The organism is Rhodococcus sp. P4_C10, assembly GCF_056402135.1.
The window spans coordinates 1-12,819 of sequence record NZ_JBFUHZ010000040.1 but is presented as its reverse complement, the minus strand read 5'-3'; the positions used below and the strand labels follow the sequence as shown (position 1 = coordinate 12,819).

Annotated in this window: 14 protein-coding genes and 1 pseudogene; 3 read left to right on the top strand and 12 right to left on the bottom strand. The window is 70.1% G+C overall.

All coding sequences use genetic code 11. The features are described 5' to 3' along the window. The 5 genes from AC1DWC_RS21125 to rpsB form a co-directional block, all read right to left on the bottom strand. Complete coding sequence (locus AC1DWC_RS21125; RefSeq protein WP_477911195.1) at window positions 1–873, bottom strand: phosphatidate cytidylyltransferase; 873 nt, start codon at window positions 871–873, stop codon at window positions 1–3. Window positions 874–878: 5 nt separating this feature from the next. Beyond that, window positions 879–1,436, bottom strand: a complete 558-nt coding sequence (gene frr, locus AC1DWC_RS21120) for a ribosome recycling factor (protein ID WP_072846324.1) — start codon at window positions 1,434–1,436, stop codon at window positions 879–881. A 55-nt stretch (window positions 1,437–1,491) separates the two neighbouring features. Beyond that, window positions 1,492–2,235, bottom strand: coding sequence for a UMP kinase (gene pyrH, locus AC1DWC_RS21115; RefSeq protein ID WP_072846323.1), 744 nt, complete (start codon window positions 2,233–2,235; stop codon window positions 1,492–1,494). 203 nt (window positions 2,236–2,438) lie between these two features. Then, window positions 2,439–3,263 (bottom strand): translation elongation factor Ts, encoded by an 825-nt coding sequence (gene tsf, locus AC1DWC_RS21110; RefSeq protein ID WP_477843403.1) that lies wholly within the window; start codon window positions 3,261–3,263, stop codon window positions 2,439–2,441. Between the two features lie 102 nt (window positions 3,264–3,365). Further along, on the bottom strand, window positions 3,366–4,262 hold the full coding sequence (rpsB, locus tag AC1DWC_RS21105; protein WP_477843405.1) for a 30S ribosomal protein S2: 897 nt from the start codon (window positions 4,260–4,262) through the stop codon (window positions 3,366–3,368). A 284-nt stretch (window positions 4,263–4,546) separates the two neighbouring features. Between rpsB and AC1DWC_RS21100 the strand changes: the two genes are divergently transcribed. Continuing rightward, a complete protein-coding gene (locus tag AC1DWC_RS21100; protein ID WP_477911193.1) occupies window positions 4,547–5,023 on the top strand; it encodes a M23 family metallopeptidase in 477 nt (158 codons plus the stop codon). Window positions 5,024–5,035: 12 nt separating this feature from the next. Here the strand turns inward: AC1DWC_RS21100 and AC1DWC_RS21095 are convergent, their stop codons facing one another. Continuing rightward, a complete protein-coding gene (locus AC1DWC_RS21095) occupies window positions 5,036–5,986 on the bottom strand; it encodes a tyrosine recombinase XerC (RefSeq protein WP_477843408.1) in 951 nt (316 codons plus the stop codon). An 84-nt stretch (window positions 5,987–6,070) separates the two neighbouring features. Here AC1DWC_RS21095 and AC1DWC_RS21090 point away from each other — a divergent pair, with 84 nt between their 5' ends. Next, on the top strand, window positions 6,071–7,261 hold the full coding sequence (locus tag AC1DWC_RS21090; protein WP_477911279.1) for a multidrug effflux MFS transporter: 1,191 nt from the start codon (window positions 6,071–6,073) through the stop codon (window positions 7,259–7,261). 22 nt (window positions 7,262–7,283) lie between these two features. Here AC1DWC_RS21090 and AC1DWC_RS21085 read toward each other — a convergent pair whose 3' ends face one another. After that, on the bottom strand, window positions 7,284–8,054 hold the full coding sequence (locus tag AC1DWC_RS21085) for a siderophore-interacting protein (RefSeq protein ID WP_477911191.1): 771 nt from the start codon (window positions 8,052–8,054) through the stop codon (window positions 7,284–7,286). 154 nt (window positions 8,055–8,208) lie between these two features. On the opposite strand from AC1DWC_RS21085, the gene AC1DWC_RS21080 reads away from it, so the two are divergent. Further along, complete coding sequence (locus AC1DWC_RS21080; protein ID WP_477911189.1) at window positions 8,209–8,832, top strand: hypothetical protein; 624 nt, start codon at window positions 8,209–8,211, stop codon at window positions 8,830–8,832. Here AC1DWC_RS21080 and AC1DWC_RS21075 read toward each other — a convergent pair. The 5 genes and pseudogenes from AC1DWC_RS21075 to AC1DWC_RS21055 form a co-directional block, all read right to left on the bottom strand. After that, window positions 8,811–10,301, bottom strand: a pseudogene (locus AC1DWC_RS21075) (long-chain-fatty-acid--CoA ligase); the annotation flags it as partial. The gene AC1DWC_RS21080 and the pseudogene AC1DWC_RS21075 sit on opposite strands and share 22 nt — an antisense overlap. Window positions 10,302–10,354: 53 nt before the next feature. Then, complete coding sequence (locus tag AC1DWC_RS21070) at window positions 10,355–11,002, bottom strand: CoA transferase subunit B (protein WP_072846314.1); 648 nt, start codon at window positions 11,000–11,002, stop codon at window positions 10,355–10,357. A 1-nt stretch (window position 11,003) separates the two neighbouring features. Next, window positions 11,004–11,771, bottom strand: coding sequence for a CoA transferase subunit A (locus AC1DWC_RS21065; protein ID WP_072846313.1), 768 nt, complete (start codon window positions 11,769–11,771; stop codon window positions 11,004–11,006). After that, window positions 11,768–12,349, bottom strand: coding sequence for an RBBP9/YdeN family alpha/beta hydrolase (locus AC1DWC_RS21060; RefSeq protein WP_477911186.1), 582 nt, complete (start codon window positions 12,347–12,349; stop codon window positions 11,768–11,770). The genes AC1DWC_RS21065 and AC1DWC_RS21060 overlap by 4 nt, the downstream gene beginning before the upstream one ends. 167 nt (window positions 12,350–12,516) lie before the next feature. After that, window positions 12,517–12,819: 3-keto-5-aminohexanoate cleavage protein (locus AC1DWC_RS21055; RefSeq protein ID WP_477911184.1), on the bottom strand; the 303-nt coding region annotated here is incomplete at its 5' end.

Below are 12,819 nucleotides of genomic sequence, written 5' to 3'. Positions count from 1 at the left end.
TCAGAGCAGGGCGGTGAGCACCAGCCACGTCACGAACGCGGACGGCAGCAGCGAGTCCAGCCGGTCCATGATGCCGCCGTGCCCGGGCAGCAGCGTGCCCATGTCCTTGATCCCGAGCTCTCGCTTGACCTGCGACTCGATCAGGTCGCCGAGCGTCGCGACCACCACCAGGAGCGCGCCCAGCAGGGCGCCGGTCAACGGGCTGGCGTCCAGGATGAGGGTGACGGTGAGGATCGAGCCGACCACGGCGAACACCAGCGAGCCGGCGAAGCCCTCCCAGGACTTCTTGGGGCTGATCGCGGGGACCATCGGGTGCCTGCCGAACAGCACGCCGGCCGCGTAGCCGCCGACGTCGGAGCACACCACCCCGATCATCAGCACGAAGATGCGGCCGGGTCCGTCGTCCTGCAGCACCATCAGCGTCGCGAACGACGCCAGCAGCGGGATCCAGGCCGCGACGAACACGGTGATCGACACGTCCCGCAGGAAGTTCTGCGGGGCGGCCTTGAGACCCTGGTCGAACAGCCGCCACACCATGCACACCAGCACGGTGCCCGCGAATCCCGCGAGCACGCCGGCGGCGCCGTAGGGCCAGCCGAGCCAGATGATGGCCTGCCCACCGAGGATCAGCGGGATCCGCGGCACCAGGATGCCGCCCTCACGCAGCCGCTTGGCGACCTCCCAGGTCGCGACGGCCATCGCGGCGCCCACGATGACGAACCAGGCCCGGGGAACGAAGAGCAGGGTGGCGATCAGCAGGGCACCGAGCCCCACCCCGACCCCGATGGCGGCCGGCAGGTTCCGGCCGGCCTTCGAGGGCGGGGCGGTGGCCGCGCCCGCCGAGCCGCCGGGCGCTGAGCCTTCGGTGGACAATGTGCCTAGACCTCCATCAATTCGGCTTCCTTGTGCTTGACCAGCTCGTCGATGCTCGCCACGTACTTGGCGGTCGTCTTGTCGAGCTCCTTCTCGGCGCGGGCGACCTCGTCCTCGCCGGCCTCGCCGTCCTTCTGGATGCGACCCAGCTCCTCCATCGCCTTGCGGCGGATGTTGCGGATGGCAACCTTCGAGTCCTCGCCCTTGCCCTTGGACTGCTTGACCAGCTCGCGGCGCCGCTCCTCGGTGAGCTGCGGGACCGAGATGCGGATGATGCTGCCGTCGTTGGACGGGTTCACCCCGAGGTCCGAGTTGCGGATCGCGTTCTCGATCGCGTTCAGCTGCGAGGCCTCGTACGGCTTGATGATGACCATCCGGGCCTCGGGCACGTTGATGCTCGCGAGCTGGGTGATCGGGGTGATCGAGCCGTAGTAGTCGATCACGATGCGGTTGAACATGCCGGGGTTGGCGCGGCCGGTGCGGATGCCACCGAGGTCGTCCTTGGCCACCGCGACGGCCTTGTCCATCTTCTCCTCGGCATCGAAGAGCGCTTCATCAATCACGGTGTTCCTCCAGGCTCGGCGGGTACGGCGGTGGCATTCACGATGTCACCGAAATTCACGATTTGACCAGTGTTCCGATCTTCTCACCGGCGACCGCGCGGGCGATGTTGCCCTCGGTCAGCAGGTTGAAGACCATGATCGGCATCTGGTTGTCCATGCACAGGCTGAATGCGGTGGCGTCCGCGACCTTGAGGCCCTGCTCGATGACCTCGCGGTGGCTGATCTCGGTGTACATGGTGGCGGCCGGGTCGACCCGGGGGTCCGCGGTGTAGACGCCGTCGACACCCTTCGCCATCAGCACCACCTCGGCGCCGATCTCGAGCGCCCGCTGCGCGGCGGTGGTGTCGGTGGAGAAGTAGGGCATGCCCATGCCGGCGCCGAAGATCACGACGCGGCCCTTCTCCAGGTGCCGACGCGCCCGCAACGGCAGGTACGGCTCCGCGACCTGTCCCATGGTGATGGCCGTCTGCACGCGGGTGTCGACGCCGGCCTTCTCCAGGAAGTCCTGCAGCGCAAGGCAGTTCATCACGGTGCCGAGCATGCCCATGTAGTCGGAGCGGGCCCGGTCCATGCCGCGCTGCTGCAGTTCCGCGCCGCGGAAGAAGTTGCCGCCACCGATGACGACGGCGACCTGGACGCCGGTCGCGACGACCTCGGCGATCTGCTTGGCGATCGTCTGCACGACGTCCGGGTCCAGACCCACCCCACCACCACCGAACATCTCGCCGCCGAGCTTGAGCAGGACGCGCGAGAAGCCCTCGCGTCCGGTCGCGGATTCGGTTGGTGCGGGTTCGGTCATGGCTCTCCTCGGTCTCTGTGCCGCGTGGATGGTGCGGCCAGCATGAATCGGCCACCCGCCACCGAATCGGTCGCGGATTGCCTGTCCATCCTGCCTCATCGGCTCCCGACCAGCACTGCCGGGTCGGGTCGGCGTGGCGTACGCGACAGGGCCCCGTCTCCGAAATCGGAGACGGGGCCCTGTCGTTCGTCTGTTGCGCCGAACTAGCTGGCGCCGACCTCGAACCGCGCGAAGCGGGTGATGGTCACGCCGGCCTCGTCGAGAAGCGCCTTGACGGTCTTCTTCGAGTCGGTGACCGAGGACTGCTCGGTCAGGACGACGTCCTTGTAGTAGCCGTTGACGCGACCCTCGACGATCTTGGGGAGTGCAGCCTCGGGCTTGCCCTCCTCCTTGGCCGTCTGCTCGGCGATGCGACGCTCGGCCTCGACGACGTCCGCGGGGACCTCGTCGCGGGTGACGTACTTGGCCTTGAGCGCGGCAACCTGCATCGCGGCGGCGCGAGCGGCGGCCTCGGCGGCCTCGCCCTCACCGGTGTACTCGACCAGCACGCCCACGGCGGGGGGCAGGTCGGAGCTGCGCTTGTGCAGGTAGATCGCGACCGGGCCGTCGAAGGAGACGACACGACGCAGCTCGAGCTTCTCGCCGATCTTGGCGGACAGGGCCGCGACGGCCTCGTCCACGGTGCCACCGTCGACAGCGACGGCCTTGAGGGCGTCGAGGTCGGCCGGCTTGGCGGCGGCGGCCGCGGTGACGACCTTCTCCGCCAGCTCCTGGTACTCGGCGTTCTTGGCGACGAAGTCGGTCTCGCAGTTGAGCTCGAGCATCACGCCGTCCTTGGCGACGACGAGGCCCTCGGCGGTGGTGCGCTCGGCGCGCTTGCCCACGTCCTTGGCGCCCTTGATACGGAGCAGCTCGACGGCCTTGTCGAAGTCGCCGTCGGTCTCGGCGAGCGCGTTCTTGCAGTCCATCATTCCGGAGCCGGTGAGCTCGCGGAGCCGCTTCACGTCAGCGGCGGTGTAGTTCGCCATCGGGGCGAGCCTCCTTGAGTGAGTTTCGATGCCTGGGGTGGTGCAGAGGGCGAAACGGCCCTGACCCAGTCTTTTCGAGATGACGGGTCAGGGCCGGATCAACTAGGCCTGCTTTTCGGCGTCCGCGATCTCCGCGGGGGCCTCGGCGAGCTTCTCCTCGGCCTCGGCGACAGCCTCACGCGGGGACTCGGGGCCACCCTCGGTGATGACATCGGCGGCGGGAGCCGCGGAGGAGAGCAGTTCCTGCTCCCACTCGGCGAGCGGCTCGCCTGCGCCGGCCTCGGGCTTGGCGTCGTCGCCCGCGTTGCGTCCGGCGCGCGCCTGGACACCCTCGGCCACCGCGGAAGCGACAACCTTGGTGAGCAGCGCGGCGGAGCGGATCGCGTCGTCGTTACCCGGGATCGGGTAGTCGACCAGGTCGGGATCGCAGTTGGTGTCCAGGATCGCGATGACCGGGATGTTCAGCTTGCGAGCCTCGGAGACCGCGAGGTGCTCCTTGTTGGTGTCGACGACCCAGATGGCCGACGGAACCTTGGCCATGTCCCGGATGCCGCCGAGGGTGCGGTCAAGCTTGGTCATCTCACGCGTGAGCATGAGGATTTCCTTCTTGGTGCGACCCTCGAAGCCACCGCTCTGCTCCATGGCCTCGAGATCCTTGAGGCGCAGCAGACGCTTGTGGACGGTGGTGAAGTTGGTGAGCATGCCACCGAGCCAGCGCTGGTTCACGTACGGCATGCCGACGCGGGTCGCCTCTGCGGCGATGGACTCCTGCGCCTGCTTCTTGGTGCCGACGAAGAGGACGGTGCCGCCGTGGGCAACGGTCTCCTTGACGAACTCGTACGCCTTGTCGATGTACGTGAGGGTCTGCTGCAGGTCGATGATGTAGATGCCGTTGCGGTCCGTCAAGATGAAACGCTTCATCTTCGGGTTCCAGCGACGGGTCTGGTGCCCGAAGTGGGTACCACTGTCGAGCATCTGCTTCATGGTTACGACAGCCATGGCTGTGTACCTCTTTCATTCGGTTGACGCAGGCGGTCGGGTGACCCCTGCCCTGGCGCCCGTAGAACCCTCGGACCTGCACGGGTGCAGGACCAGCCGAGGGCCGATGTTCTTGCGCGGACGCGCGAAGTCGGACTGCGCGAACACAGACCGCGTGGCAAGTGTACGGCTTGGGTCGCGCAGGTCATAACCAGGCGGTCGCGGGCCTGTGGAGGAACCTCCGCCGGTCCACAGGAGGCGGGAACGGGCTTCCGCGGGAGGGCGCGAGGGCCGAGCGTGGAGGGATGCGCCTGCTCCCCGTCGTCGGACTCGCCGCCCTGCTCCTGCTCGCCGCGCCTCCCCCGGCTCCCGCGGCCGCGGCGTTCGGCTGGCCGCTGGACCCCCGACCGCCGCTCGGCCGGGGTTTCGACCCGCCCGCGCACGACTGGCTGCCCGGGCACCGGGGCGTCGACCTGGTCGGCGAACCGGGCCGGCCGGTGCTCGCCGCGGGCGACGGGACGGTGGTCTTCGCCGGGACGGTCGCGGGCAAGCCGGTGGTGTCGGTGGACCACGCCGGCGGCCTGCGCACCACGTACGAGCCGGTGCGGGCCGCGGTCGCCGTGGGCCGACGGGTCACCCGCGGCACCGTGCTGGGCACCCTCGTGGCCGGCCACCCCGGGTGCGACGGCTGCCTGCACTGGGGGCTGCGCCGGGACCGGACCTACCTCGACCCGCTCGGACTGCTCCGCGCGACGCCGGTGCGCCTCAAGCCGCTGCGGTAGCGGCTCCGCCGGTCAGGCGCGGGGGTGGGCCTGGTCGTGCACGGCCCGCAGGCGCGCCACCGAGACGTGCGTGTACAGCTGGGTGGTGGCCAGGCTGGTGTGCCCGAGCAGCTCCTGCACCACCCTCAGGTCGGCGCCGCCCTCGAGCAGGTGCGTGGCGGCCGAGTGCCGCAGCCCGTGGGGGGCGAGGCTCGGCGCCCCGGGAACGGCCTCGAGCACCTCGTGCACCACCGACCGGGCCTGGCGCTGGTCGAGCCGTCGACCTCGTTTGCCGAGCAGTAGCGCCGGGCCCGACTCGGCCCGCACCAGGTGCGGCCGGCCGGCCCGCAGCCAGGCGTCGAGTGCGTCGGCGGCCGGCCCGCCGAAGGGCACCGACCGTTCCTTGTTGCCCTTGCCCAGCACCCGCAGCACCCGGCGGTCCCGGTCGACGTCGTCGAGGTCCAGGCCGCACAGCTCCCCCACCCGGATTCCGGTGGCGTACAGCATCTCCACCACCAGCCGGTCGCGCACCGCGACGGGATCCATCTGCGCCGCACCGGATTCCGCTGCCCGCATCGCATCCTCGGCCTGCTCCTGCCGCAGCACCGCGGGCAACGTCCGGTGCGACTTGGGTGAGGCCAGCCGGGTACCGGGGTCACGGGTGATGCGTCGGGTGCGGGCCAGCCATGCGGTGAAGGTGCGCGCGGCGGCGGTGCGCCGGGCCAGGGTGCTGCGGGCGACGCCGGCGGCCGCCTGGGCGGACAGCCAGGACCGCAGCACACGCAGGTCCAGGTCCTCGATCCCGTCCTCCGGCGCGGTCGCGACGAAGTGCGCGAGCAGCGAACGGGCGTCGGACAGGTAGGCGCGCACGGTGTGCTCGGAGCGGTCCCGCTCGAGCCGCAGATGCTCGGAGTAGGCGTCGAGGTGTGCCGCCAGCCGGGGCGGCAGCTGCTCTGCGGGGTGGTCGCGTGCCTCGGAAGCCATGCCCGAAGATTCTCTCCCGCACGGGAATAAATCAAGCGTCCGCGCCGCTGGCTCATTCATGTGACCCGAGCCATTTCGATACCCATGCTGCTGGCCCTCGCCCTGCTCTCCGCGATCGCACCCCTCGCCACCGACATGTACCTGCCCGGCCTGCCCGCGCTCGGCGAGGACCTCGGGGCACCGACGGAGACGGTCCAGCTCACCCTCGCGACGTTCATGGCGGGTCTCGGCATCGGACAGCTGGTCGTCGGGCCGCTCTCGGACGGCTGGGGCCGACGCCGGCTGCTCCTCGGCGGCACCGTGGCGTTCGCGATCAGCGGCGTCCTGTGCGCACTGGCCCCCACCGCGGAGGTGCTGATCGGGGCCCGACTGTTGCAGGGCCTGAGCGGCGGCGCGGCAATCGTGTTGGCGCGCGCGGTGATTGCCGATCGCGCCAAGGGCGACGCGGCCGCGAAGCTCTTCAGCGTCATGATGATCATCGGCGGCGTCGCGCCGGTGGTGGCGCCGCTGCTCGGCGGCGCGTTGCTCGGCCCGATCGGCTGGCGCGGCATCTTCTGGGTGCTGACCGGCGCCGGCGTGGCGATGGTGGTCGGCGTACTGACCCTGATTCCCGAGACGCTCCCGGCGGAGAAACGGCACGGCGGCGGGCTGGCCGCGCACGCGCACAACATGCGGTACGTGGTCGGCAACCGGCGCTACCTCGGCTACGCGCTCACCTTCGTGTTCGGGTTCGGCGCCCTGTTCTCGTACATCTCGGCGTCGCCGTTCGTGGTCCAGGACGTGCTCGGCATGTCTCCGGGCCAGTTCTCCGTGATCTTCGGCGTGAACTCGGTCGGCATCGTCGGCGGCAGCATCGTCAACACCCGGCTCATCGGGCGCTTCCACGCCCGGCAGCTGCTGGCCTTCGGCGTCACGCTGCTGCTCACCGCCGGCGTCGCGCTGCTGCTCGAGGTCACGCTCGGCGGCACCCACACCGCGGTGGTGCTGCCGCTGCTGTTCCTGGTCACCACCAGCATCGGGTTCATCATGGGCAACGCCACCGCACTGAGCCAGGCCCAGGTCACCAAGGCCGCGGGCACCGGATCGGCCGTGATGGGCGCCGGCCAGTTCGGCCTGGCCGCGCTGATCTCACCGCTGGTCGGCGGCTCGGCCGTGCAGATGGCGAGCAGCATCGTCGTCTGCGGCGCGGTCGCGACGACGGCGCTGCTGACCCTCGGCCGACCCGAGCCCCGACCCGAGCCGTCGGCCTCCGAGGCGGCGTCCGCGCTCGCCTGAGACTCCCTGCCCCGGGAAGTTCCTAGCCCTCGGTCTTCGCGAGGTCGGACTTCCAGACCCGGAAGCCCTCCTCGGTGCGGCCGCGCCGCCAGTATCCCGAGATCGACGCCCACTCCGCGCTCACCCCGCGCTCCTTGCGGATGTAGCCACGCAGGCCGTGCATGACGGCGTTCGCCTCGCCGTGCACGAACACGTGGGGCTGGCCGGGCAGCCACGGCGCCTGCCGGACGGCGGCGACCAGCGGCGCGTTGTCCCCGGCGCGGTCGTCGCCCACCTCGTCGGCGGCCGCGCCGCGGTGCACCCAGGTGACCTCGACATCCGCGACGGAGGGCAGGTCGAGTTCGCCGTCGGGACCGTCCACCTCGACGAACACCTTGGCGACCGCCGATGCGGGCAGCGCCTCGAGCGCCGCGCCGATCGCGGGTATCGCGGACTCGTCGCCGGCCATCAGGTGCCAGTCCGCGTCCGCCCGCGGGGCGTACGCACCGCCCGGACCGCGCAGCCGCAGGCTCTGACCCGGCTGCGCCGCCCGCGCCCACGGCCCGGCCACCCCCTCGTCGCCGTGGACGACGAAATCGATTGCGATCTCCCGCTTCTCGTCGTCCACACGGCGGACGGTGTAGGTACGCAGCACGGGCTCTGTGTCGGTGCCGAAGACCAGCTTCACGTAGGCGTCGGTGTAGCCGTTCGCCACGAAGTCGTCGAAGCCGGGGTCGCCGAGGTACACCCGCACCAGGTGCGAGGTGAGCCGTTCGGTGCGCAGTACGGTGAGGGTGACGAGCGGTCGGGTCATGCCGATACCTCCAACGGTTAGGGCTACCTAACTATAGCGGAGGTGGGATATCCGACGCGGAATCCGCGCGCGGCTGCAATACTGCACACCGCCGTGCCGACGGAGCGGAACGCTGCGCCCGTCGCCCAATCCCGTTCACACCATTCGGAGGATCATGAAAATCGCTCGTCGTGCCTGCACGTTCGCCGCAACCGTAGCGGTGGTCGGTGTCGCGATCGTCGGATGCTCTTCGGACTCCGAGCCGGCCGCCAACGCCTCTACCGGCGGCACCACGACGTGCGCGGACGCGACCGCCGCCAACGCGACCGCGGCGGATCTCGTCGACGTGCTGCGACCGGTGCAGGTCGAGGACGCCGACGACGAGTACCGGAGCCTGCTGGCGCAGTTCGAAGAGGGCCGGGCGGACCAGATCGCCCGCCTGGAGGCGAGCGAGGTCTTCCGCGCCGTGCCCGCCGGCGGCGACGCCGAGTTCGTGAAAGCGGTGTGCTCGCAGTCCCGTTGGGACGACGTGGTCGACGCCGACGGCAAGGCCGTCTCGAGCCCGCGGTCCCAGCGCGCCGCGATCGCGGCCACCGGCCACACCTACTGCGACGCCTTCGCCCAGCTCCAGCCCTCCGCCGCCTCCACCGGCGCCTGGACGGACTGGTCCGGCTACGTCGACATGATGACGCAGGGCGGCATGGAGGGCACCGACGAGGCGCCCCCCCCCCCCCCGTCGTCGGTCATCGCGGCCCCGTGCTCACAAGGGCGACGCGATCACAAGCTCGAGGCGACCTGACCGAGCTCACGCTTGAGGATCTTGCCGGTGGCGGTCATCGGCAGGACCGTGACGAACTCGACGAGGCGCGGGTACTTGTACGCCGCCATCTGCTCCTTGGTCCACTCGATCAGCTCGGCCTCGGCGGTCTGCGAACCCGGCTCGAGGATCACGAACGCCTTGATCTCCTCGCCGTGCCGTTCGTCGGGAACCCCGACGACGGCGGCCAGGGAGACCGCCTCGTGGGCCATCAGGACCTCCTCGATCTCGCGGGGGTACACGTTGAACCCGCCCCGCACGATCATGTCCTTGGCCCGGTCGACGATGTAGTAGAAGCCGTCCTCGTCCACCTTGGCCAGGTCGCCGGTGCGGAACCAGCCGTTGTCCGTCACCTCGCTGGTGGCCTCGGGGCGGTTGTAGTACCCCTTCATGACGTTGTGCCCGCGCAGGGCCAGCTCGCCGACCTCGTCGGTGCCGGTGACGGTGTTCCAGTCCCGGTCCACGAGGCGGGCCTCGATGCCCCAGACCGGGACGCCGATCGATCCCGGCCGCGGGTCGCGCTCCGGGTCGCTGAACAGTGCCAGCGGCGAGGTCTCCGACAGGCCGTAGCCCTCCAGGATCTGCACGCCGAAGCGCTCCTTGAACCGCGTGAGGATCTCCACCGGCAGCGCGGCGCCACCGGAGATGGCGCGTCGCATGTTCCGCGCGATCCGCTCGACGTCGACCCCCTCCTCGAGGGCGCCGAGCAGGCTCCAGTACATGGTCGGGACGCCGGCGAAGATCGTGATCGACTCCCGCTCCATCAGCTCGAGCGCCGCGGCGGGCTCGAACCGCGGCAGCATCACCAGCGTCGAGCCGACCGCGAGGCCGGCGTTCATGCTCACCGTCTGACCGAAGGAGTGGAACAGCGGCAGCGTGAGCAGGCTGGTGTCGTGCCGCATCGGCGAACTGTCGAACAACCGGTTCGCCGCCATGGCGTTGAGCACCATGTTGGAGTGGGTGAGCTCGGCGCCCTTCGGCTTTCCGGTGGTGCCGCTGGTGTACAGAATCACCGCCGTGTCGGCGGGTTCACGCACCGCGGTCTCGAACTGGACGGGCTGGTCCGCGAGAACCTGACCGGCGCTCTCGACCCCCTCGATCGCCGAGGGCGCGGCCGGGTCCGCGGTGAGCACGAACATCTCGCGGCACTCGGGGGCCTGGGCGAAGCCGGCGTGTCCGTACTCCCCGATCGGAAGGTCGGCCGAACCCTCGAAGCAGAAGTAGGCCTTGGCATCGGAATCGGTGAGGTGGTAAGCGATCTCGCGTCCCTTCAACAGCACGTTGAGAGGAACGACCACGGCACCCGCCTTGAGGATCCCGTAGTAGACGATCGAGAAGTGCGGCAGGTTCGGGCAGGAGAGCGCGACCTTGTCGCCCGGCTCGATGCCACGGGAGACGAGCAGGTTCGCCACCTGGTTGGCGCGGTTGTTCAGCTCCTCGTACGACAGGCGTTACGCGGCGGCGCCCCTGCGATCCGTCCGTGCCGCGTGCACGGACCCGGCCGCTACGCCAGAGGCGCGTCGGTGGCGTCCCGGACCTGTTGCTCGGTGACGCCGGGTGCGCATTCGCGCAGCACCAGCCCGGTGTCGGTGACGTCGATGACCGCGAGATTGGTGACGATCCGCTGCACCACGCCCTCACCCGTGAGCGGCAGCGTGCATTCCTGCACGATCTTGGAGGCACCGGACTTGTCGGTGTGCTCCATCAGCACGATCACCCGGCCGGCGCCGTGGACGAGGTCCATCGCGCCGCCCATGCCCTTGACCATCTTGCCGGGCACCATCCAGTTCGCCAGGTCGCCGGTCGCCGAAACCTGCATGCCGCCGAGGACTGCGGTGCCGATGTGGCCGCCGCGGATCATCCCGAAGCTGGTCGCCGAGTCGAAGAACGAGGCGCCCGGGTTGACCGTCACCGTCTCCTTGCCCGCGTTGATCAGGTCGGCGTCGACGGCGTCCTCGGTCGGGTAGGGCCCGGTCCCGAGGATCCCGTTCTCGCTGTGCAGGGTGACCGTCACGCCCGCGGGCAGATGGTTCGGGATCATCGTCGGCAACCCGATGCCCAGGTTCACGTACTCGCCGTCGGACAGCTCCTGCGCGGCCCGGCCCGCCATCTGCTCGCGGGTCCAGCCGACGGTCTCAATCATGGTCGTCATCTCAGTTCCCCGTCCCGGCCGCGGCAGAGACCGTTCGCTTCTCGATCTTCTTGTCCTGCGGTCCGGTGTGCACGACCCGGTCGACGAAGATGCCCGGCAGGTGCACCTGCGCGGGGTCGATCTCGCCCGGCTCGACGAGCCGCTCGACCTGCGCGATGCAGACCCGACCGGCCATCGCCGCGAGCGGGTTGAAGTTCATCGCCGCCTTGTCGAACACCAGGTTGCCCTCGGTGTCCCCGATCAGCGCATGCACCAGTGCGAAGTCGGCGGTGATCGACTCCTCGAGCACGTAGCGCCTGCCGCGGAACTCGCGGACCTCCTTCGGCGGCGACGCGAGCGCGACGGACCCGTCGGCGTGGTAACGCCACGGCAGCCCGCCCAGGGCGATCGGGGTGCCGACGCCCGCCGGGGTGAAGAACGCCGGGATACCGGCGCCGCCGGCACGCAACTTCTCGGCGAGCGTGCCCTGCGGGGTCAGCTCCACCTCGAGTTCACCGGTCAGGTACTGGCGGGCGAACTCGCGGTTCTCCCCCACGTACGAGGCGGTGACCCGGCGGATCCGCTTGCCTTCCAGCAGGATTCCCAGACCGTGTCCGTCGGTTCCGCAGTTGTTGGAGAAGACCTCGAGGTTCTCCGCACCGCCGGACGCGATCGCGGCGATCAGCCGGTCCGGAATCCCGCACAACCCGAATCCGCCGACCGCGAGGGACGACCCCGACTCGACGTCGACCACGGCATCGGCCGTGGACGCGACCACCTTGTTCGTCACCCGAGGACCGCCGTCTCCCGGATCAGGTCCTGGACCAGTTCCTCGGCCTGCGGCCAGTACCCGAAGCCGGATGCCGGGTTCAGGTGGCCGACGTTGCCGGCGTCGACACGCTTGCTGCCCCATGCCTCGGCGAACCCGACGACCCGGTCGTAGCCCGCCAACGGGTCGTTGGTGCTCGCGACGACGGTGCTGGGGAACGGCAACGGCTGCAGCGGGGTGGGGTTCCATCCGTTGTTCTCGAGGTCCTCGGACGACGGGTAGCCCGCCGGCAGCGGCGATGCGAAGTCCGGCGGAGCGACCAGCAACGCGCCCTGGACGGGGCGGTCGTGCTGCGCGGCCCAGTGCACGGTGATCATGACGCCGGCGCTGTGCGCGACGAGCACGACGGGCCCGGAGACCTCCGACAGGACGTGGTCCAGCGCGGCCACCCGGGCCGACAGGCTGAGCTTGTCGTGCTCGAGCGGCGGCACGGTGACCTCCTTGTCGAGCTTCTCGGCAAGGAGGGTCTGCCAGTGATCGGCGACGTGGTCACGCAGACCGGGGACGATCACGACGGTCGGGGATTCGCTGTTGTTCATTACCTACTCCGGTTGTCGGTTGTGGATCAGGTGAGATGGCCTCGCGCGCAACGCCGCGAACCGCGGGACGGACTCGTCCGCCGGCCGGGATACGGCGGTGGGGGCATGGACTCGTCGGTCCATGCCCCCTCGCCGCGTGGCGACGTCCCGGTCAGCTCATGACTCGATCAGGAGTGCTGGGTGAAGCCCTTCTGGCCGGGCTTGCGGTTCGGTGCGTAACCGAGCTTCGCCAGGGTCTCGTCGGCGTCGGCGTAGGTCTCGCCGATGCGGTAGATGTCCCGGGCCTCCTTGGCGGTGGCCACCTCACGACCGAGCTCGTTGGCGACGCGCACCAGCTGGCGGACCTGCTCGGCGGAGGTGATCTTGACCTCGCCGTTCGGGGCCCACAGGTTGTCCTCGTTGCCGCAGCGCGGGTGCAGGCCCATCGCGATGGCCATCGTGTTCACCGGCAGCACGCTGCGCATCAGCGT

What these genes read in the sequence shown, in the direction of transcription:
- pyrH (WP_072846323.1), bottom strand. Translation starts at nt 2,235, where the DNA reads ATGACCGAACCCGCACCAACCGAATCCGCGACCGGACGCGAGGGCTTC.
- tsf (WP_477843403.1), bottom strand. Translation starts at nt 3,263, where the DNA reads ATGGCGAACTACACCGCCGCTGACGTGAAGCGGCTCCGCGAGCTCACC.
- rpsB (WP_477843405.1), bottom strand. Translation starts at nt 4,262, where the DNA reads ATGGCTGTCGTAACCATGAAGCAGATGCTCGACAGTGGTACCCACTTC.
- AC1DWC_RS21100 (WP_477911193.1), top strand. Translation starts at nt 4,547, where the DNA reads ATGCGCCTGCTCCCCGTCGTCGGACTCGCCGCCCTGCTCCTGCTCGCC.
- AC1DWC_RS21095 (WP_477843408.1), bottom strand. Translation starts at nt 5,986, where the DNA reads ATGGCTTCCGAGGCACGCGACCACCCCGCAGAGCAGCTGCCGCCCCGG.
- AC1DWC_RS21090 (WP_477911279.1), top strand. Translation starts at nt 6,071, where the DNA reads ATGCTGCTGGCCCTCGCCCTGCTCTCCGCGATCGCACCCCTCGCCACC.
- AC1DWC_RS21085 (WP_477911191.1), bottom strand. Translation starts at nt 8,054, where the DNA reads ATGACCCGACCGCTCGTCACCCTCACCGTACTGCGCACCGAACGGCTC.
- AC1DWC_RS21080 (WP_477911189.1), top strand. Translation starts at nt 8,209, where the DNA reads ATGAAAATCGCTCGTCGTGCCTGCACGTTCGCCGCAACCGTAGCGGTG.
- AC1DWC_RS21070 (WP_072846314.1), bottom strand. Translation starts at nt 11,002, where the DNA reads ATGACGACCATGATTGAGACCGTCGGCTGGACCCGCGAGCAGATGGCG.
- AC1DWC_RS21060 (WP_477911186.1), bottom strand. Translation starts at nt 12,349, where the DNA reads ATGAACAACAGCGAATCCCCGACCGTCGTGATCGTCCCCGGTCTGCGT.